This is a genomic window from Streptomyces sp. NPDC059917, assembly GCF_042730635.1.
Taxonomy (GTDB): Bacteria; Actinomycetota; Actinomycetes; order Streptomycetales; family Streptomycetaceae; genus Streptomyces.
The window spans coordinates 182,107-200,632 of record NZ_JBHWLC010000005.1; the positions used below are offsets into that span (position 1 = coordinate 182,107).

18 protein-coding genes are annotated in these 18,526 nt (G+C 73.9%); 5 read left to right on the forward strand and 13 right to left on the reverse strand.

The genetic code is table 11. The features are described 5' to 3' along the window. Positions 1-195 precede the first annotated feature (195 nt). The gene (locus ACFWAR_RS05150; RefSeq protein ID WP_385773205.1) at positions 196-840 is read right to left on the reverse strand and encodes an NAD(P)-dependent oxidoreductase; all 645 of its coding nucleotides are present in this window, start codon (positions 838-840) and stop codon (positions 196-198) included. 23 nt (positions 841-863) lie between these two features. Continuing rightward, entirely contained in the window at positions 864-1,616 is a 753-nt protein-coding gene (locus ACFWAR_RS05155) for an MBL fold metallo-hydrolase (RefSeq protein ID WP_385773207.1), read from the reverse strand. Positions 1,617-1,697: 81 nt separating this feature from the next. Between ACFWAR_RS05155 and ACFWAR_RS05160 the strand changes: the two genes are divergently transcribed. Then, positions 1,698-2,327: a winged helix-turn-helix transcriptional regulator gene (locus ACFWAR_RS05160; RefSeq protein ID WP_385773209.1), complete on the forward strand. Its 630-nt coding sequence runs from the start codon at positions 1,698-1,700 to the stop codon at positions 2,325-2,327. A 42-nt stretch (positions 2,328-2,369) separates the two neighbouring features. Here ACFWAR_RS05160 and ACFWAR_RS05165 read toward each other — a convergent pair whose 3' ends face one another. From ACFWAR_RS05165 to ACFWAR_RS05175, 3 genes are all read right to left on the reverse strand, one after another. Next, entirely contained in the window at positions 2,370-2,561 is a 192-nt protein-coding gene (locus tag ACFWAR_RS05165) for a hypothetical protein (RefSeq protein WP_385773211.1), read from the reverse strand. A 52-nt stretch (positions 2,562-2,613) separates the two neighbouring features. Beyond that, positions 2,614-3,411 carry a hypothetical protein gene (locus ACFWAR_RS05170; protein WP_385773216.1) on the reverse strand — a complete coding sequence of 266 codons (798 nt, stop codon included), beginning with the start codon at positions 3,409-3,411 and terminating at the stop codon, positions 2,614-2,616. A gap of 87 nt (positions 3,412-3,498) precedes the next feature. Then, on the reverse strand, positions 3,499-4,467 hold the full coding sequence (locus ACFWAR_RS05175; protein WP_385773219.1) for a helix-turn-helix transcriptional regulator: 969 nt from the start codon (positions 4,465-4,467) through the stop codon (positions 3,499-3,501). A gap of 103 nt (positions 4,468-4,570) precedes the next feature. Between ACFWAR_RS05175 and ACFWAR_RS05180 the strand changes: the two genes are divergently transcribed. Further along, positions 4,571-4,978, forward strand: coding sequence for a DUF3224 domain-containing protein (locus ACFWAR_RS05180; protein ID WP_385773254.1), 408 nt, complete (start codon positions 4,571-4,573; stop codon positions 4,976-4,978). Positions 4,979-5,021: 43 nt separating this feature from the next. Here the strand turns inward: ACFWAR_RS05180 and ACFWAR_RS05185 are convergent, their stop codons facing one another. From ACFWAR_RS05185 to ACFWAR_RS05200, 4 genes are read right to left on the reverse strand one after another with little or no spacing between them, the layout of a single operon-like run. Beyond that, complete coding sequence (locus ACFWAR_RS05185; RefSeq protein ID WP_385773221.1) at positions 5,022-6,041, reverse strand: GNAT family N-acetyltransferase; 1,020 nt, start codon at positions 6,039-6,041, stop codon at positions 5,022-5,024. Continuing rightward, on the reverse strand, positions 6,038-7,291 hold the full coding sequence (locus ACFWAR_RS05190) for an MFS transporter (RefSeq protein ID WP_385773223.1): 1,254 nt from the start codon (positions 7,289-7,291) through the stop codon (positions 6,038-6,040). Before ACFWAR_RS05190 ends, ACFWAR_RS05185 begins: the two co-directional genes overlap by 4 nt. Next, on the reverse strand, positions 7,288-8,553 hold the full coding sequence (locus ACFWAR_RS05195) for an acetyl-CoA carboxylase biotin carboxylase subunit family protein (protein ID WP_385773225.1): 1,266 nt from the start codon (positions 8,551-8,553) through the stop codon (positions 7,288-7,290). The genes ACFWAR_RS05190 and ACFWAR_RS05195 overlap by 4 nt, the downstream gene beginning before the upstream one ends. A 5-nt stretch (positions 8,554-8,558) precedes the next feature. Continuing rightward, complete coding sequence (locus ACFWAR_RS05200; RefSeq protein WP_385773227.1) at positions 8,559-9,812, reverse strand: ATP-grasp domain-containing protein; 1,254 nt, start codon at positions 9,810-9,812, stop codon at positions 8,559-8,561. A gap of 217 nt (positions 9,813-10,029) precedes the next feature. On the opposite strand from ACFWAR_RS05200, the gene ACFWAR_RS05205 reads away from it, so the two are divergent. Beyond that, the gene (locus ACFWAR_RS05205) at positions 10,030-11,478 is read left to right on the forward strand and encodes a coproporphyrinogen-III oxidase family protein (RefSeq protein ID WP_385773229.1); all 1,449 of its coding nucleotides are present in this window, start codon (positions 10,030-10,032) and stop codon (positions 11,476-11,478) included. Then, complete coding sequence (locus ACFWAR_RS05210; RefSeq protein WP_385773231.1) at positions 11,475-12,560, forward strand: DUF1152 domain-containing protein; 1,086 nt, start codon at positions 11,475-11,477, stop codon at positions 12,558-12,560. The genes ACFWAR_RS05205 and ACFWAR_RS05210 overlap by 4 nt, the downstream gene beginning before the upstream one ends. A 16-nt stretch (positions 12,561-12,576) precedes the next feature. Here ACFWAR_RS05210 and ACFWAR_RS05215 read toward each other — a convergent pair whose 3' ends face one another. Together ACFWAR_RS05215 and ACFWAR_RS05220 are read right to left on the reverse strand one after the other, a co-directional pair. Further along, complete coding sequence (locus tag ACFWAR_RS05215) at positions 12,577-14,580, reverse strand: NAD-binding lipoprotein (protein ID WP_385773233.1); 2,004 nt, start codon at positions 14,578-14,580, stop codon at positions 12,577-12,579. 183 nt (positions 14,581-14,763) lie between these two features. Beyond that, positions 14,764-15,441 (reverse strand): MerR family transcriptional regulator, encoded by a 678-nt coding sequence (locus tag ACFWAR_RS05220; protein WP_385773235.1) that lies wholly within the window; start codon positions 15,439-15,441, stop codon positions 14,764-14,766. A gap of 133 nt (positions 15,442-15,574) precedes the next feature. Between ACFWAR_RS05220 and ACFWAR_RS05225 the strand changes: the two genes are divergently transcribed. Beyond that, positions 15,575-16,906, forward strand: coding sequence for a YhgE/Pip domain-containing protein (locus ACFWAR_RS05225; RefSeq protein ID WP_385773237.1), 1,332 nt, complete (start codon positions 15,575-15,577; stop codon positions 16,904-16,906). A 96-nt stretch (positions 16,907-17,002) separates the two neighbouring features. Here the strand turns inward: ACFWAR_RS05225 and ACFWAR_RS05230 are convergent, their stop codons facing one another. Beyond that, the gene (locus tag ACFWAR_RS05230; RefSeq protein WP_385773256.1) at positions 17,003-17,656 is read right to left on the reverse strand and encodes a CatB-related O-acetyltransferase; all 654 of its coding nucleotides are present in this window, start codon (positions 17,654-17,656) and stop codon (positions 17,003-17,005) included. 78 nt (positions 17,657-17,734) lie between these two features. Beyond that, positions 17,735-18,358: a hypothetical protein gene (locus ACFWAR_RS05235; RefSeq protein WP_385773239.1), complete on the reverse strand. Its 624-nt coding sequence runs from the start codon at positions 18,356-18,358 to the stop codon at positions 17,735-17,737. Between the last annotated feature and the right edge of the window lie 168 nt (positions 18,359-18,526).

The following is an 18,526-nucleotide window of genomic DNA, read 5'->3' on the forward strand; positions in this document are numbered from 1 at the left end:
CACCCACCCCATTCCGGCCCGCCGACCGGGGCGCCCCCTGCCCGGTCACGACGCCACGGCGGACCGTCCGGATCACCGTGGACGGACCTGCCCGAGCGGTTCGGCTCGCAGCTCGTCCACTTGTGGTCCCAGGGCCACGAGCGCTGCGAGCAGGACGACGAATCGGGTGTGCGGGACGGCGTCGTTGCTCATGGCTCAGTACGCCACGGTGATGCGGCGGCGGATCGCGGTGCCGCTCTCGATCGTGTCGGCCAAGGCGATCGCGTAGTCGGCGTACGAGATGCGGCTGTTGCCGTCGTCGTCGGTGAGCAGGGTGTCCCCAGCGCTGCGGTAGGCCCCGGTCCGCTCGCCCGCTGCGATGACCGCGGCGGGCGACACGTACGTCCAGTCGAGGTCGTGCACGCCGCGGTAGAGGTCGAGCGCTTCGGACTGGGCCTGGGCGTTGGCCTTCCACAGCGCGGGGAAGTCCGGGTCGTCCATGACCCGGCCGCCGGTCGGCGTGCGCAGGCTCCCGGCGCCGCCGATGGTGACCAGGCGGGTCACGCCGGCTCGGCGGAGTCCGTCGATCAGTGCGCGGGCGGCGCCGACGATCGTGGCGCGGTCGTTCTCCTGGCCGATCCGGGGGCCGACGGCCGACAGTACGGCGTCGTGGGAGGCGGCGAGGCCGGCGACCGCGGCGGCGTCGGTGGCGTCACCGGTGGTCACGGTCAGGGCCTCGTGCTCGAGGCCGACGAGGTGGCCGGTTCGGGTGACCGCGGTAACGGTGTGACCGCGACGCAGCAGTTCCTCGGTGGTGGGCCGGCCGATGTTGCCGCCGGCACCGAACAGGACGATCTTCATGTGTTGCTCCTCGGTTCTGATGGTCAGAGGACGGGCTGGCCGTCGGCGACGATGGCCGCGGTGATGCCGCGCTCGGCGGCGGCGTGCTGGAACCGCTGCTCGATGTCGGGCTGTTCGGTGTAGAACGGCGGATTGTGGAACAGGCCGTAGTGCATGGCGCAGACGGTGCCGGCGCCGAGTGCGACGGCGGCCTCGACGCCCTGCTCGGGGGTCATGGTCGCCGGGACGTTGGCCGCGTAGCCCTCGAAGTGCGCGATGACGCCGTTGACCGGGACGAACGCGACGTCGAACGGGCCGTGGTCGCGGGCGATCTGCCACCAGCTGCCGTGCCACTGGGTGTCGCCGCAGTGGATGACCCGCCGCCCGGCGCCTTCGACGACCCAGGCGACCTGGTCACAGTCGTTGCCGCGCCAGTCCAGCGAGGTCACCGGGGTGACGGTCAGCGTTCCGATGCGCCGTGACCGGCCCAGGTCCTGGGCAACAGGGGTGATGCCCGCCTCGCGCAGCCCCGCCGCGCTCGGGGTGTGACAGCCGATCGTGCCGGTGGCCGCGATCCGGGCGATCAGGTCGTGGTCGTAGTGGTCGGGATGCAGGTGGGTGATGAGGGCGTGGGTGCCGGGCGGGGTGTCGACCGGGTCGACCGGCCGGTGCGGCGGCCCCATCACCGGCGCCAGCGGAGCGACGTTCTCGAGCGGGTCGATCAGCAGGCGGGTGTCGCCGAGACGGATCTCGATGCCGGCCCAGGCCAGCCGACGCACGGAAAGGGTGGTGGTCATGGGCAGCGACGCTAGACCGACCTTGTTGAGAAAGTCAACAAGCAAGTTTTGAATCTCAACGCCGCAAGGTAAGGTGGTGGCATGCGCACCTACGGGCAGTACTGCGGCATCGCGAAAGCACTGGACACCATCGGCGACCGATGGACCCTGCTGATCGTCCGCGAACTGCTCGCCCTGGGGCCGTGCCGGCACACCGACCTGCGCAACGGGCTGCCCGGGATCGCCAGCAACCTGCTGGTCGACCGGCTCCGCGAACTCGAGGAAGCCGGCCTGATCCACCGCAAGGCCGCCCCGCCGCCGGTGGCCACCACCCTGTTCTCCCTCACCGAGCGCGGCCGCGAGCTGGAGCCGGTGCTGCAGGAACTGAGCCGATGGGGAATTCCGCTGTTGCGTGAACCGGCCGGCAGCGACAGCTTCCGCACCCACTGGCTGGACGTGCCCGCCCGGGCACTGACCGACCACCGCCCCGACCAGCCGGCCATCGCCCTGCAACTGCACGCCGACGGCAACGAAGACCTGGTCATCGAAGTCAAGGACGGCTCGGTGCACACACACGCCGGTCGGGTCGACCACCCCACCGCGTCCCTGACCGGACCGCCGCACCTGCTGGCCGCGACCCTGCTCGGCGACCTCGATCTGAGCGCCGCAGTACAGCAAGGCCTGCGGCTCAGCGGTGAACGCGAGGCAGTACTGCGCATCCTGCCCCGCTGATCTGGCGTGACGTCAGGAGGCCCTTCTCAGCCGAGAAGCGGCCTAGTCGTCGCCGCTGGAGCCCCTCGGGCCGCGGCGGCGCTGCTTGGCCGAGCGCCGGAGCAGAGCCCCGGCGGCGAGGGTCACGGTGGCCACCGTGCGGGCCCAGGGGGGTCCGCCCCGCTCGGCCCAGAGGACGCACGCGCACCCGCCGATCGCGAGTACCAAGATCCCCACCAACACCAGAGCGACCATTCGTCCTACCTCCCCCGCCCCGTTCCGTTCCGTCCCTGCCGGTGACCGCACGTCACCCGGTCGGCGGTCCGACCCTACGGCGTCGGTGCTCGCCGCGCAGCACCCGGGCGGCCGCCGCGGCGTCGTAGGCCCCGCAGGCGGTGCCCGCCCAGATGGAGGCCTGGCGGGGCAGCGCGTAGTACGGCACGAGCAGGGTCACCGGGCGGTCGCGCTCGTCGCGGACGGTCCAGAGGGCGGGCAGTACGTCGGGGGCCTCGCCCGCGACGAGGGCGAGCCGGCACGGCTCGCACGCCGGGCGGCGCGCCGCCGCGGCCTCCCGCGCGACCACCCGACGCCCCTTGCGGACACCTCGGTCGCGCGGCGGCTCGGCGGCGGCGCCGTGCAGGGGGTTGTAGAAGCAGCGGGGCCGCGGCACGGGCGGGCGCTGCCCCAGGTGCCGGGCGCGGGCGGCGGCGAAGAGTTCCACCGCCCGGTCCGCGAGCACCACGCAGGCCGCCAGGTCCGGCAGGTCCTGCGCCTCGTCCAGCAGTTTGCCGGCCGCCTGGTAGGCCTCCGTGGCGGCCAGGTAGTCCCGTCGCGCCGCGCTCTGTCCGGGGCCCGGCGTGAACTCCGTGCGCGGGTCCGCCAGTAGCTCGCCCACGCGCGTGACGTGCTCGGCGGCGGCCGGGGCGAGCTGCTCGCGCAGCGCCTCCCACTCGGCGCGGACCCTCTTCTCCCGCTCGCGCGAGCGGGCCCGGCCGGAGGGTTCCGGGTGCACGGGAGCGTCCGGTAGCCGCCCGCGCAGCCAGCGGAGATCCGGTACCCCGGCCAGGATCGCGCGCAGTGGATTCGGTACCCGGTACTTCCCCACGGATCCCCCTCCGCAGCCCACGATCGGTGTTCCACCATAGTCGGTGGCCGCGCGCCGCCGGACGGCGCCGGTCCCTTCGCCGCCGGGTCACTCGGGCCCGTAGCACCGTGCCAGGGCGCGGGCGGCGCGGGCGACGGCTTCGCGCAGCTCCGGGGGGCCCAGGACCTCCGCTTCCGCACCGAGCCCGAGCAGGTCGCCGACCGCCACGGCGGTGGTCTCCACGTCCACTCTCACCTCCACCCAGCCCTCCCGGTCGGGCGGTCCGGCCCCTTCGAGGGCGCGCCGCCCGGCCGCGCCGAGCCGCATGGGCAGCAGCCGCGCGGCGTCCGGCGAGATCCGTAGCAGGGCGGTGTCGTGGTGCAGTGCGGCCTCCATCCGCCGGGACGAGTGCTCCCAGTAGGACGCCAGGGCGAAGCCGGTCGGTCGCTCGAAGGTCTCCGGCAGGTCCCGCACCGCCAGGAACCGCGCGACCCGGTAGGTCCGTACGGCGTCCTCCCCCTGCGCCACCACGTACCAGATGCCCGCTTTGAGGACGAGGCCCAAGGGGTGCAGGTCCCGGTGCACCTCACCGCGCCAGCGCCGGTAGTGGGTGCGGACCGCGCGCTGCTCCCACACGGCGCGGGCGAGGGCCGCCAGGTGGGGCACCGGGTCGGCGTCGCGGAACCAGGCCGGCGCGTCCAGGTGGAAGCGGTCCTGCAGGCGCCGGGCCCGGTCCGCCAGGGCGGCGGGGAGCGCGGCCTGGAGCTTGAGCTGGGCGGTCGCCAACTCGGCGCCCAGGCCCAGGTCGTTCGCGGGGCCGGGGGCTCCGGCGAGGAACAGCGATCCGGCCTCGGCGTCGGTGAGCCCCGTCAGCCGGGTGCGGTAGCCGTCCATCAGGCGGAACCCGCCCGCCGGTCCGCGCTCGGCCAGGACCGGGACGCCCGAGGCGGCGAGCGCCTCGACGTCGCGGTAGACCGTGCGGACGGACACCTCCAGTGCGGCGGCCAGTTCGGGGGCCGTCATCAGGCCGCGGTTCTGGAGCAGCAGGAGCAGGGACAGAAGCCGGTCGGCGCGCATGGGGCCATTGTCGCGCCGTACCTGACAGGAGGTGTCAGGTACGGCGGCCAGGCTGTTCACCTACCGCGCGGAGCAGACCGCGCGGCCGGACCAGAGGACGACCATGCCCGTGCGGACCACCGGCCAGTTCACCGCCGCCGATTGGAAGGAGCACCCGCTCGGTGCGGGAGGCGCGCACCCCGCGCTCGCCCGCGCCAGCGTCGTCAACACCTTCACCGGCGGCATCGAGGCCGCGGACACCACCTGTGACTACACGATCGCGTACGTGAGCGCGACGACCGGTACGTTCGCCGGGATGGAGGTGCTGCGGGGCAGCCTCGACGGCCGCGAGGGCGGCTTCGCCGTCGAGGAGCGCGGCTCGTTCGACGCCGACGGCACCGTGCACTGCGCCTTCGAGGTCGTGCCGGGATCGGGCACCGGCGCGCTGGCCGGGCTGCGCGGTACGGGCGGGTTCACCGCGCGGCACGGCGAGCCGTCGGTCGCGTACACCTTCGACTACGACCTCGACTGAGCACCGACCCGCGCGGGGCGGGCCGGTGCCCGCGGGCCGCGCGTCACCGCGCCCCGGCGGGAGGCGGGTCGACCAGGGCGTGCAGGCCCGATACGGCGGCGCCGCGCAGGCGCTTGGCCTCGATCGTCCCCATGCCGACGTGCAGTGCGCTCACGCCATGGGCGTAGGCGTCCTCGATCGGCAGGTAGTAGGTGAGGTTGAAGTAGAGGTGGGGCGCGGGGTGGTGGCGGTCGTGGGCCGCCGCGCGGATCCACATCGTGCCGCCGTAGTGGTAGGAGAGGCAGAAGCCGATCATCCGGTGGCCGTCGTAGGCCGCGACCACACGCGCTTCGTCGCCCATCGCCCCGGCCTGCCGTTCCAGCACGGCGGTCATGGCGTCGACGCCGTCGCGGTCGTGCCCGTGGCCCTGCTGGTGTCCGGCGAGGAGGAACGCGGCGTCCTCGACGCAGTCCGCGAGGACCTGTCGGCGCACGTCGAGGCCGGAGGCGGCGAAGTCGCGGCGCTCGCCGCGGATTCCGGCCCGGCGCGCGCGGCGCAGGGAGGCGATGTAGTCGTCGATGCCCGTGCCGGGGAGGGGGATCAGGGCGTCGTCCTCCAGGTGGAGGGCGGGGTCCGGGTAGAGGGGGGCGAGCCGCGCGGTCGCCGGGGCGGTGAGGTAGGGCCACCAGTGCGTCGTGCCGTGGTGTGCGGCGAAGCGGCGTGCGGCGTCCCGCAGTCGGGCCAGGCACGCGTCCCGCAGGTCGGGGGCGAGGCCGGGGGCGGTGAGCGGCGTGTTGTGGTAGCCGCGGCGCGCCCCGGCGATCACGCGGGGCTCCACGTGCGGGGGCAGCACGGTCCCGGGCCGGTAGCTGTCGTTCGGTTCCTCGTGCACGAAGGAGAGCGGGGCGGCAGCGAGCAGGGCGCCCTCCGGGGCCCGTACGAGCGCGTACGCACGGGTGGCGGTGGGGTCCTGCTCCTCCCCCGCGAGCCACCGGTGGGAGAGGTAGAGCCCGGCGGGCCGGGCCAGGTGCTCCCACTCGGCGGCGGGGACCTCGTGGATGGACTCGATGGTGCTCGTGATCAACGCTGGTTCCTCCGGCGGTGGCGGTCGGTGGCCCTGAGGGCGGGAGCGGCAAGGGCGCCCAGCAGGCAGGCGGCGGCTTCGACGCCCCACGGGTAGAGGGGGCCGGTCTCCAGGAGCAGGGTGAACAGGGCGGGAGCGGCGACCATGCCGGCGGCCCACGAGAACTGGTACAGGCCCTGCGTGAAGCCGCCGGCCGCCTGCGGGGTGAGGCTCACCGAGAGTTCGCTCAGGGCCGGGCCGAGGAGGATCTCGGCCACGCTGAAGAGGGTGATCGCGGCGATGAGGGCCACCCAGGCGACGGCGGCGGCGCGCGGCAGCGCCGGCAGCGCGAACGCCGCCATCGCGACCGTCAGGACCAGGTATCCGAGGGCCACCGCGCGGTGGGGTCGCTTAGGCGCCACGTGTGCGGTGACGACCGTCGAACACGCGGAGACGATCACGGTGTTGATGACGAACAGCAGGCTCGCCGCCGAGGCCGGGAGCCCGAGGGCGCGGGTGGTGTAGACGGCCACGAGGACGGCGAGGACGGCTTGCGCGAGGACGTAGGGCAGGTTGACGGCCACGAGGAGGAGGTAGCGGCGGGTGTCGGCCGCACGGGTCACGGGCGTGCTCGGCGCCGCGGTGTCCGGTTCGGGCGGGGCGGTGCGCAGGGCGGCGAAGCAGGCGGCGGCCAGCAGGTAGGTGGCGGCGTCGGCGGCGATCATCCAGCGCAGCGAGCCGTTCCCGAACACGGTCAGGGCGCCCGCGGCGGCGGCGGACCCGGCCGCGAGCCCGATGTTGCGCAGCGAGCCGGTGAACGCGAACCAGGCACGGCGTTCCTCGGCCCGGGTGACGTGCGTGATCAGGGTGCGTTGGGCGGTGAAGTACATGTTGATGCCGGCCTGGACGAGCACGTACACGGCGGCGACGTGCCACGGATCGCGGGCGAGCAGGAACAGGGCGAACCCGGCGGCGGAGAGGACGTTCGCCCACACCACCACGCGCCGGGGCCCGACGCGGTCCATGAGGCGGCCGGCGAGGAAGGTGACGGGCAGGGCCAGCGCCTGGCCGATCGTCATGGCCGCGCCCACCTGCGCCAGGGGCACTCCCAGGACCTCGGTGAAGTACAGCAGTCCCAGCGGCAGGAGCATGCCGTTGCCGACGGAGTCGATGAGGTTGCCGGTGACGAAGAGGCCGTGGCCGCGCAGTGCGGGCAGGCCGAGGCGGTCCGCCGCGGTGCGCGGGCGGCGGTTTCCGGTGGTCGCGCTCACCGGGTCAGCAGGGAGGTGATCTTGCCGAGGACGTCGGCCGCGGGGAAGCCGGTCGTCTCGTGCAGCTCCGTCAAGGACTTCACCGTGCGGTCCTCCTCGCCCTCGGCGAGCGTGATCACGACGATGTCCCCGTGGGAGGCCCCGTCGATCACCAGCTCGTGCGCGGTGACCACGTCGACGCGTCGGCGCAGTTCGGCCACCAGCGCCGGTGCGACGCCGTCCGCGGCGAGGAACTCGATCGCCCAGCCCACCCGTGGGACCGCGCCGGCGGTGAGGGGGAGGCCGCGGGCCATCCGGGCGAGGGAGGCGAAGGTGTTGGTGGCGGACGCGGCGCACGAGAGGGTGGTGGCGCCGCCGATGCGCGGGTTGACCTCCAGGACCACGAAGCGGCCGGCGGTGTAGATCATGTCGACGTTCACCGACCCGTACACCCCCAGCTCCGCGCAGAAGTCGACCAGGGTGCGGGCCACTTCGGCGAAGGCGGCGTCCGCCTCCGCGCGGGGTCCGCACCAGCGCAGGTCCGCGAAGGTGAACACCGGCTCCGGCCCGGCCCGTCCGGTCCAGCACGGAGGGAGGACCTGGTAGGAGCCCGGGCGTCCGACGATGTCCACGCTGCACAGATCGCCCGCGACGACCTCCTCCACCACCGTCGACACCGCCCCGGAGTCCGGTGCGCGGTGGGCGTCGAGGTGGGCGTCGAGGTCGGCGGGCGTGCGCAGGGCGCGGATGCCCATGCTGGTCGAGTCCCATACGGGCTTCGACATCAGCGGATAGCCCGTCTCCTCGGCGAGCGCGCGCAGCGCGTCCCGGTAGCCGGGCACCGCGAGACCGCGCCCCGCCAGCAGGTCGGAGTCGATGCGGAACCCGTCGGGCACCGCCAACCCGGCCCGCCTGCACCGCTGTTTGGTCTCCCACTTGTCCACCAGCAGCAGCGTCGCCGCGAGCGGGGTCATGACCGTGGGGATGCCGGCGGCGTCCAGGAACGCCTTGGTCGCGGCGTCGCGCAGCGCGTTCTCGCAGGGCAGCGAGATCGACACCGCGGCGTCCGCTCCCCAGGCGGCCACCGCGTCCGCCAGTTCCCGTGGCGTGACCCCGCGGTCGAGCCGTCGGCGGTGGCCGGGGAAGTCCTCGTCACCGGCGGCGCCGCTGGTGTGGAACAGCCCGGATTCGATCCCGTCGTCGGCGAGCGCGCGTACGGCCCGCTGGATGTAGGGGTCGGCGCGCTGGATGCGTACGGACCGGAGGAAGGCGATCTTCCGCACCTGTGTCAGCCCACTTCCACTCGGGACCGGGCGGCAGCCCGGCCGGCCAGAGCGCGCGCCGCGTCGGGCGTCTGCGCGCGGGCCACCACGTGCCCGATGCGGCACATCGAATCCGTGGGCTCGGGCACCACCGCCCCGGGCCGCAGGTGTACTTCGCCGTGCGTACCGGGCAGGTGCGCGAGGACCGCCCGCCGCAGGACCCCGCCGCGCTCCGGGAGCAGGAAGCGGATCGACACCGCGTCCGTGCGGGAGGGGACGGTGTCGGGCAGCAGGCCGAGCACGGCCTGGAGGTGGGCCACCGCCTCGCTCACGCCCGTCGCGGCCTCGACGACCTCGCACAGGTTGTCCCCCGGCAGGCGGGCGCCGGTCTCGATCACGTACGGCGTGTCCGAGTCCGGTGGGATCTTCACCTCCGTGTGCGCGATCCCGTTGCGGACGCCGACGGCGAGCGCCGCCCGCGCGGCGATGTGCTGCACCTTCCTGACCAGGGGTGCGGGCAGGCCGGAGGGACAGGTGTGCCCGGTCTCGATGCGGTACCGGCCCCGGGTGGTGTCCTTCGCGACGACGGGCAGCGGGTAGGCCACCCCGTCGGCGACCACCGTGTCGCAGGAGTACTCGGCCCCGGGGACGTACTCCTGGATCAGGGCCCGCGCATCGAGCTCCAGGCCGTGCGGCCGGGCGTGCGTGTACTGGCGGGCCGCGCGGACGGCCTCGGCGAGCTGGTCCGGGCCCTCGATCACGGACACGCCCCAGGAGCCGCCCTGCTCGGCGGGCTTGACGACCAGGGGCCAGCCCAACTCCCGCTCCAGGGCCACCCGGTGGGCTTCGGCGCCGTCGTGGGCGACCGCCCAGCGGGGGGCGGGGATCCCGGCGGTCGCGAACGCCTCGCCCATCAGGACCTTGTTGCGGGCGGCGCGGGCGAGCCGGGGGTCGTTGCCGGGCAGGCCCAGCCGTTCGGCGAGCAGCGCGGCGAGCGGGGTGAAGAGCTCGAAGCAGGGGGCGACACCGACGACGGCGTGCTGCCGGCAGAAGGCCTCCATGTCCGCCAGCGCCTTCGGCGTGTCGGTCAGGTCCGTCGCGCAGAGCCCGGCGAGGGCGGCCCGCAGCCACTGCGGGTAGTCGTCGTGGACGTCCTGGTGGGTGGCCGCGTACAGGCGCACTCCCAGGCGTTCGGCGGCCTCGACGAGGAAGCGTCCCGCGTTCCCCATCGGCTCGATCACCAGCACTCCCGGCCCGTGCGGGCCCGTCCCGATTTCCATTCCTCCAGCAAAGCCGTGGGGCGGGTGTGGCGGCTATCGGCCTGACAGACGAAATCAACTCGCCGCACGACACCAGCATTTGGAGCAATCCACAATGAACTGGTCAGTAGGTGGTCGGTATTTGGTGCGCCCACCCGATGGGCCCCGGAGGTCGGCCCGTGGTCCGATCACCAGGCTGGGTGAACCCGCGCCCGGACCCGTCCCGGAAGGCAACACCGTGACCAGCAGGCTGCACCAGGAGCTCGCCGACCACATCGAACAGGGCGTCATCCCGCCCTACCAGTACTCGTACCCGCCCCGCTCCACGTACCGCCCGCTCCCCGAGGGCAAATGGACCGTCCCCGACATCTGGGCCACGGACCTCGCCAACTACCAGGTTCCCGAGCTGAACCTCTACCTGCACGTACCCTTCTGCGACCGCAAATGCGGGTTCTGCAACCTGTACACCATCATCAGCACCGACGAGGACGTCTACGACGCCTACACCGACGCGCTCTGTACGCAGATCCGCGATCACGCGGAGATCATCCAGGCCCGCCGGCTGCGCACCATCTACATCGGCGGCGGCACCCCCGCCCTGCTGCGGCCCCGCCACTTCGAGCAGATATTCGCCACCATCGGCGAGATCTACCCCAACTGGCGCTCCACGGCGGAGGAGATCGCCGTGGAGGCCACCCCGTCGTCGATCGCCGACGCTCCCGACGAGTTCAAGGCCCTCATCGACATGGGCCTCACCCGCGCCAACGTCGGCATCCAGTCCCTCGTCCCGCGCGAGATCCGCGAGGCCGGCCGCGGCGGCGAGGACGAGGACGTCATCCGCCGCGCCATCCGCACGGCCCAGGAGCTGGGCCTGCCGGACCTGTCCACCGACCTGATCATGGGCTTCGCGGGGCAGACCCCCGAGACCTGGCGCCAGAGCGTGGACGAGCTGGCCGCGCTCCAACCCACCACCATCAGCACGTACTTCCTCACGGTACGGCCGGACGCCTGGTTCTCCAGGACGGGCGCCTACCAGTACATGTGGCAGCCCGAGCTGTACGAGCGCTACGACTACGCCCGCCAGGTCTTCCTCGACCACGGCTACGTCCAGGAGGGCTCGGTGCGCTACAAGAAGCCCGGCCGCGGCGGCTACGCGCAGAAGGTGCTCACCTTCCACGGCGTGCCCCTGCTCGGCCTCGGCGTCGGCGCCCGCTCCTACACCAGCGTGCTCGACTACATGTGCGGCAGCGTGAAGCCGTCGGCCGCCGAGGTCGCCGACTACATCACCAAGGCCAAGAACCACGAACTCGCCCCCGTCACCGGCTTCGAGCTGACCGCCGAGGAGATCGTCCGCAAGCGCCTCGTCCTCGACACCTTCGACCTCGACCTCGGCGAGCTCGACCGCTTCGGCTACCAGGACCACGCCGCCGAGTTCGAGCCCGTCCTGGAGGCCGCCGAATCCAACGGGCTGGTGCACCGCCTCGGTCGGCGCGTCCAGCTGACCCCCAAGGGCTTCAAGTACCGCGACGTGCTGTCCTGGATGTTCTACTCCGGGTCCGTCAAGGACCTCGACCGCGAGTACTACGAGCGGCTGCACGCGACCAACAGGCGCGCGCAGAAGAACATGGGGGCGACCCCGGTCCGGATCACCGGAATCGACCTGCGCCCGCGCGAGGGGGTCGCGTGAGCGGTCTGTACGTCGCGGCGGGCGGCGGCGGGGATCCCCTCGGGACCCTCGTCGCCGCCCGCGCCCTCGCGGCGGGCCCGGCGGACCCGGCCGACCCGCCGCTGATCGCCACCTACGCGTGGGAGCGCCCCGAGGTCGACCCGACCTCCGGCCCGCTCGGCGCGGCGGACTTCGACGGGCTCGTGCACGAGGCCGGGAGCGGCCGGGGCGACGGCTTCGCGGCCTTCACCCCGGCCACCCGGGCCCGTCCGCCGGCCGGGTCGACCATGCCCGCCCTCGCCCGGGACCTGCCCGCCCGGCTGCTGCTCCTCGACCCCGGCCGGGGACTCGCCGACCTGGCCCGGCAGATCGCCTCCATGGCCGAAGGGGCGGGCGGTCGGATCCACGTCGTCGACATCGGCGGCGACGTCCTGACGCACGGCGACGAGCCCGGGCTGTGCAGCCCGTTCGGTGACGCCCTCACCCTCGCCGCCTGCCACCTCACGGGGCTCCCCACCACGGTGCACGTCGCGGGACCCGGCCTCGACGGGGAGATCGACGAACGGGTCCTCCTCGAACGCCTCGCCGCGAGCGCGCCCCTCGTCCCCGACCGGGACGCGGCGGCGGCGGCCGCCCGCGCACTGGCCTGGCACCCCTCCGAGGCGTCCGCGCTGTGGGCCGCCGCCCTCCACGGCGCCCGTGGAACCGTGCGCACCGTCAACCACGTCATCGCGCTCACGGACGCCTCCCCGCGGCTCTACCCCTTGCCGCTGCGGGAGGCCATCGGCCACAACCCCGTGGCCCGGGCCCTCGTCGAGGAGCGCCCGGCGACCCTGGCCGCCGCCGCCGACGTCTCCCGGCGGATCACCGGCATTCCCGGGCTGGAGAGCGAACGCGCCCGAACGCCCCGGCAGGAGCCGCCCGTCGGGGGGACCGACCGCCTCGACCGGGACGGGGCGATGCGGACACTGCGCGCGGCGGCCGACGGAGCCGAGCACCTCACCCTCCGCCACGCCGCCCGCGCCCTGGGCCTGACCTGGTCGGACATCCCCGCCCTGCGGGCCCTCCTCGGCACGGACACCGCGCTGCTGCGGCTCGACTGACCCGCCCGGGCGCCCGTCACGAGGTGGGGAACGGCAGCCGGGGCGAGGGCGTCGTACCGGCCACCGGGGCGGGGGCGGTGCGGGAGGCCGGTCCGGGAGCGAGGACGAGGACGGAGTCCTGCGGGCCGAAGCGCACCTCCTCCCGCTTGTCGGGGTTGATGCACACGCCGTGTGCGGGGGTGTCCGGGCCGTCGGGCTGGAGCCGGTACCCGATGACGCAGTGTCCGCGGCGGCGCCCCGCCTCCACCACGGTGGCGTAGCCGACGGGGCGTCCGGTCAGGACGTAGTCGGCGGCGGGCCTCAGGTGGAGGGTGTCGCCGGTGGACGCGAGCAGGCTGTCGAAGACCGCTCCGAGGCTGCCGTCCTCGGCGATCTGCGTCATCAGCAGGCTGATCAGGCGGCTGCCGACGATGACGTCGGCGCCCTCGCGGGCGGGCGCCAGCAGGCGGTTGCGGTCGTCGGCCATCTCGGTCACCACGGCCAGTTCCCGGCCCGCCGCCTGCTCCAGGGCCCGCAGGTGCAGCAGCGTGACCAGGGTGCGGTCGTCCCCGCCGAGGGGCGACCCGCCCGTCTCCGGGCCGTCGTACCCCAGGACCACGACCCGGTCGAAGCCCAGTGGGTCGAGCGCCGCCAGGACGTCCGGATCGCTCACGTCGCCGTCGAGGACGGTGACCGGCATCCGCCGCCCGGGCGTCCGGGCGCAGCGGTCCGCGTCCTTCAGGTGCTCCTCGCCCTCCGCCGTCACCACCAGCACGGAGCCGTCGGGCACGCCCGCGTCGAGCTGCTCGATGATGCGGGGGGCGCGGGGGTTCCAGCCGAGCATCAGGAAGCGCTCCGGGGAGGGCCGCGAGGGCGGCGCGGTGACGACCGCGCGGTCGTCGACGGGCAGGGGCCGGTCCGTCGGGACGGCCGTGTCGTCGTCCTCGGTGATCACCACGATCCGGTCCCGCGCGCCGAGGACGCTGGTCGAGGGCGGGTTCAGCTCCACCCGGCCGTCGGCGCGCAGGAGACCGATCGCGCTGGAGTCGGCGTACGCGAACAGGAGGTCGCCGAAGGTGCTGCCGGCGAGGGGACCGGCGGGCACGGTGTAGATCTCGTCCCCGTCGAAGTCGAGCAGGGCCCGGTAGACGAGCGAGAGCCCGGGCTCGCAGGAGGTCCTCGCGATCAGGCGGGCGGTGATGTCCTCGATGTTCAGTACGTGCCCCAGCGGTCCGGCGGCCAGGTCGGCGGCCCGCTTGTGCCGCCCGTCGCGGACGGCCGCGACCACGCCGGGCCGGGTGGGCGCGCCGAGTCCGCGGACCGCGGCTTCCAGGGCGAGCAGGGTCTTCACCACGTGGGCGTCGCCCTCCTCCCCCTGGTGGGTCAGGACCAGCACGGCGCGGGCCGTGCCGGGTGCGACGAGCGACACGAGGGCGGGGTCGGTGGTCGTCCCGCTGCGGCAGATCAGCCGGGTCCGGCCCAGCCGTCCGACGGCGTCGGTGATCTCGTCCTCCATCTGCGCCTTGTCCTTGGGACCGAGGACGGCGAGGGCCGCCCGGCGCCGGTTGGCGTTGGCCGTGATCAGTTCGGAGACGATCGGGAAGACCTGGTCGGACCAGCCGAGCAGGACGGTGTGCCCGGATTCCAGGACGGTGGAGCGGCCCCGGCGCAGCGCGAGGACCTTGTCGTTGAGGCCGGTGGTGATGAGGCTGACGAGGGTGGAGACGAAGAGCAGCGCGACGAGGGCGAGCACCACCGAGAGCGCCACGTACAGGGGACTGCCGACGGCGCCGCCGAGCTTGAGGGTCTGGCCGACGCTCACCCAGACGGCCAGGGCCCGGGCGGAGGGGGTGGTCGGACCGCGGTCGTCCGCCCACACCAGGGCGGCGCTGGCCGGTACGACGATGGCCGTGCACATCAGTACGAGCCAGCCGATCAGCGCCGCCGTGCCGCGGGCCACGATGGTGTCGAACCAGTAGCGCGTGCGCGCCCAGGTGGGTGCGGTCCGTTCTGCTCGGCCCGTGGGCCCGCGTCCTGACAACCGGCGTTCCTCGGTGGGATGGCGCGGCGGGCGCCCCGCCGTGCCGCGGACCGCCCGGCACCGACGGATGGGTGCAGGTGACACCTTAACGGCGCGTCACGGAGGGGAAACGGCGCAGCGGCTAAACCCATCCGCAGCGTGACGAAGGGGACTCGTTTTCGGATTCGGGCCCGTCCCCCGGCCTTACGGGCGCGGCGCGGCCGGTCCGGCGCCGTCGTCCGTCAGCCGCCGCCGGACCTGGTCCTCCTGGGCGAGTCGGCGCAGCAGCTCGAAGACCGGGGCGCAGATCGCGAAGACGATGACCGCCCGCTCGGCCAGGGCCACCGGGTCCTCCAGGACCGCCGCGCGTTCCAGGTCCAGTCGGGCCACCTCCTCGGCCAGTCGCGCGTAGGCCGCGAGCTCGCCCGGGCCGTACTGCGCGTCCAGCCGCCGCAACTCCCGCAGGGCGGTCGTCAGCCCCTGTACGTGCGGTGACGTGTCGGGGGCCTGCCAGTCCAGGGCCGTGAGCAGCTCGGCCACCTCCGCGGCGGCGGCGGTGGGGGCGGCGCCGTCGTCCTCCTCGGGCCCCGCGCCGCCCTGGGCGGCCACGGGCACGGGGAGCGCGTAGCTGACCGCTCCGAGGGCGCCCTCGGAGGTGTCGGCCCGGTCCACGGCCCCGAGCACGTCCCGGGTCGCGGCGATGGACAGGCCGCCGAGCGTGGTCAGCGCCTTGATCAACCGCAGCCGCTGCGCGTGCTCGTCCCCGTACTCGGAGATGGTCGCGGAGGTGGCCCGGCCCGCCGGCAACAGGCCCTGGCGCAGGAAGTACTTGATGCTGGCGACCGGTACGCCGGTCCGCCGGCTGAGCTCGGAGATCTTCATGCGGCTTCCCTGCTGGTCACGCGGTCCGGCTCGCGCCGTCGGCGATTGGACACCGCAACAAGATACTGCCACTATCCACCATCTGGATACCTTCAGTATCCAGCCTCAGGAACGCAGCCGCACCGGAGAATCGATGCCTCAGCCCCATCCCCCTTCCGTACTCCGCCGACCCCGGTTGTGGATCGGTACGGGCCTCATCGCCGCAGTGGTCTCCATGATGTTCGCGCTGCTCTACGTCGGCGGCAACGTCAACCCCAGGGGCAACCTGCGCGATCTGCCCGTGGCCCTGGTCAACGGGGACCGCGGCGCCGACGCGGGCGGCCGGCACCTCGCCCTGGGCGATCAGGTCGTCTCGGGGATCCGCAAGGCCGCCGAGGGCGACCGGAGCATCGACTGGCAGGTCGTCAGCCGTGCGGAGGCCGACAAGCTGCTGGGCAGCGGCAAGGTCTTCGGCGCCCTCGTCATACCCGAGGACTTCTCCGCGACGGTGGCGGCGCTCTCCTCCCCCCAGCCCGCGGCCCAGGGCAAGGCCACCCCGCCGACGATGACCGTGCTGACCAACCAGGCGGCCGGCAGCATCGGCTCCTCGATGTCCTCCCAGGCGGCCCAGAAGGCCGCCCACGCCGCCTCCGCCTCGATCGGCCGGGAGCTGCTGGGGCAGGCCGCCGCCCAGAAGACCCCGCTCCCCACGGCCGCGCAGCTGCGGCTGGCCGACCCGGTGACCGTGGCGGTCGCCGACGGCCACCCCCTCGGGTCGCGCAGCGCCATGGGCCTGAGCGCCTTCTACTACGCGCTGGTCCTGGTCGTCTGCGGCATGCTCGGCGCCAACCTGGTCAACTCCCAGGTCGACACCGCGCTCGGATACCTGCACACCGACTACGGCCCCGTCCGCAAGCGCGAGCCCGTGCAGCACACCAGCCGCGTGCGCACCCTGGCCATCGGCATGGCCCTGATGCTCGGCATGTCCGTGGTCATGGGCACCCTGGTCGAGGTCGCGACGGTCGGCATCCTCGACATGGACGCCTCCCACCTCGGCCTGCTGTGGCTCTTCTCGGTCGCCACCATCGCGGTCGTCGGCCTGGGCAGCCTGGCCCTCTTCGCCGCCTTCGGCACCCCGGGCATGCTGCTGGCCACCATCGTCTTCGTCGCGATGGCCGTTCCTTCCTCCGGCGCCACCGTGCCGCTCCAGGCGCTGCCCGGCTTCTTCCGCGCCCTCGCCGAGTTCGAGCCGCTGCGCCAGATCACCGAGGGACTGCGCTCCCTGCTCTACTACGGGGCCCAGGCCGACGCCGGTCTGACCCGGGCGTGGACCTCGATGGGCGTCGCCCTCGTCGCCGCCCTGGTCTTCGGCTTCGCGGTCACCCGCCTCTACGACCGCCGGGGGCTGCACCGCATCCCGCACCCGGACGGCGAGACCCCCGCGGCCCAGGAGCCGACCGGGGCGACGGAGCCCGCCGGAGCCTGATCCCGGCGCGGGGCGGGGTGCGTCGCGCGGACGGCGCTCGGGTCGACCCCGGCACCGTCCGGGACCCCGGCGCCCTCCGCGTCCGACGTCGGGGGGTCAGGCCGGGTCGATCCGCGCCGCGGCCTCCTCCAGCTGGGCCACGGTCCCCGACATGATCGTCCGTACGTGCCGGGTGATGGCTCGCACGGGCCAGTCCCACCAGGCCACGGCGAGGAGTCGGGCGACGTCCGCGGCCTCGTAGCGGGTGCGGAGGAGCCGGGCGGGGTTGCCGCCGACGATGGCGTAGTCGGGGACGTCCGCGGTGACCACGGCTCCGGCCGCGACGATCGCGCCGTGACCGATGCGCACACCGGGCATGACCGTGGCTCCGTGGCCGAACCACACGTCGTTGCCGACGACCGTGTCGCCCCGGCCCGGCAGGTCGGTGATGAGGTCGAAGTGCTCCGCCCACGAACCCCCCATGGTGGGGAACGGGAAGGTGGAGGGTCCGTCCATCCGGTGGTTGGCGCCGTTCATGATGAACCGGGTGCCCGTGCCCAGGGCGCAGTACTTCCCGATGACGAGCCGCTCGGGACCGTAGTGGTAGAGGACGTTGCGCGTCTCGAAGGCGGTCGCGTCGTCCGGGTCGTCGTAGTAGGTGAAGTCGCCGACCTCGATCAGCGGCGACTTCACCAGCGGCCCCAGCAGGACCACGCGCGGGTGCTCCGGCATCGGGTGGAGCACGGTGGGGTCGGCGGGAACGGGTTGCATCACGGAGGTGGTTCCTCTCCATCGCACCGAGGGTGACATCTGACGCACCGACATGCTGGCACGGCCCAGCCGTCTTGATCAACGCGATACCGACTGGCGCCGCTCGCGTCGGCGGCGCAGGAGGATCCCCACGACCGATCCGATCAGGGCCGTCGCCGTCACGCCGGCCGCCGACCACCAGACGGCGGAGCCGGATCCGGACTCCGCGCGCCGCGCGGGAGCTTCGGCGGACGACTCCGGTACCGGCGGTGGCGTCTGCGTACCGGGCGCCGCGGGCGAGGGCGTGGCGGGGCGGGGATCGGGCGCGGCGGTGACCGGGGCCGGATCCACCGCCGGTACGTCGAGCTGGAGTTCGCCGTGTCCGAGCGCGGGGAAGCCGACGTCCACGGCCACCTTCCACGAGCCGGGCGGCAGGGACTCGGCGGTGACCCAGCCGCCCGGCGCCCTGGCGGAATCACGCACCAGCCGCCAGGGCCCCATGGTGCGGGAGCCGTCGCCACTGACCGCGTTCACGGTGGCGGCGACCGCCTCCTCGACCGCGTCGCCGTCGTTCTCCCAGGTGATGTCGGCGGTGACGTGTCCCTCCCGTTGCCCGGTCATCACCACCTTCACGGTGTCGCCGTGGGCGTGCGCCGCGGCGGGGGCCAGCAGGACCAGGCCGAGGGCGGTCAGGGCGGCTCGGAGAGCGATTCGTATGCGCATCGTGGAGGGGCTCCGGGTGGGATGGAGTGGGGCGGGGTGACGAAGGGCGGGGCGGGACCGGGGGGGGGGGCCCCCGGGGGGGGGGGCCCCGCCGCGGGGTTACGGGGGGGCGCGGCGCGGGGGGGCCCCCCGAGAGGTGGGGGGCGGGGCCAGGGGGAATAAAAAAAA

Excerpts from the sequence above, each read along its gene's own strand:
- ACFWAR_RS05200 (WP_385773227.1), bottom strand. The coding sequence starts at position 9,812 with ATGGAAATCGGGACGGGCCCGCACGGGCCGGGAGTGCTGGTGATCGAG.
- ACFWAR_RS05220 (WP_385773235.1), bottom strand. The coding sequence starts at position 15,441 with ATGAAGATCTCCGAGCTCAGCCGGCGGACCGGCGTACCGGTCGCCAGC.
- ACFWAR_RS05175 (WP_385773219.1), bottom strand. The coding sequence starts at position 4,467 with ATGCGCGCCGACCGGCTTCTGTCCCTGCTCCTGCTGCTCCAGAACCGC.
- ACFWAR_RS05150 (WP_385773205.1), bottom strand. The coding sequence starts at position 840 with ATGAAGATCGTCCTGTTCGGTGCCGGCGGCAACATCGGCCGGCCCACC.
- ACFWAR_RS05235 (WP_385773239.1), bottom strand. The coding sequence starts at position 18,358 with ATGCGCATACGAATCGCTCTCCGAGCCGCCCTGACCGCCCTCGGCCTG.
- ACFWAR_RS05155 (WP_385773207.1), bottom strand. The coding sequence starts at position 1,616 with ATGACCACCACCCTTTCCGTGCGTCGGCTGGCCTGGGCCGGCATCGAG.
- ACFWAR_RS05225 (WP_385773237.1), top strand. The coding sequence starts at position 15,575 with ATGCCTCAGCCCCATCCCCCTTCCGTACTCCGCCGACCCCGGTTGTGG.
- ACFWAR_RS05180 (WP_385773254.1), top strand. The coding sequence starts at position 4,571 with ATGCCCGTGCGGACCACCGGCCAGTTCACCGCCGCCGATTGGAAGGAG.
- ACFWAR_RS05230 (WP_385773256.1), bottom strand. The coding sequence starts at position 17,656 with ATGCAACCCGTTCCCGCCGACCCCACCGTGCTCCACCCGATGCCGGAG.
- ACFWAR_RS05160 (WP_385773209.1), top strand. The coding sequence starts at position 1,698 with ATGCGCACCTACGGGCAGTACTGCGGCATCGCGAAAGCACTGGACACC.
- ACFWAR_RS05165 (WP_385773211.1), bottom strand. The coding sequence starts at position 2,561 with ATGGTCGCTCTGGTGTTGGTGGGGATCTTGGTACTCGCGATCGGCGGG.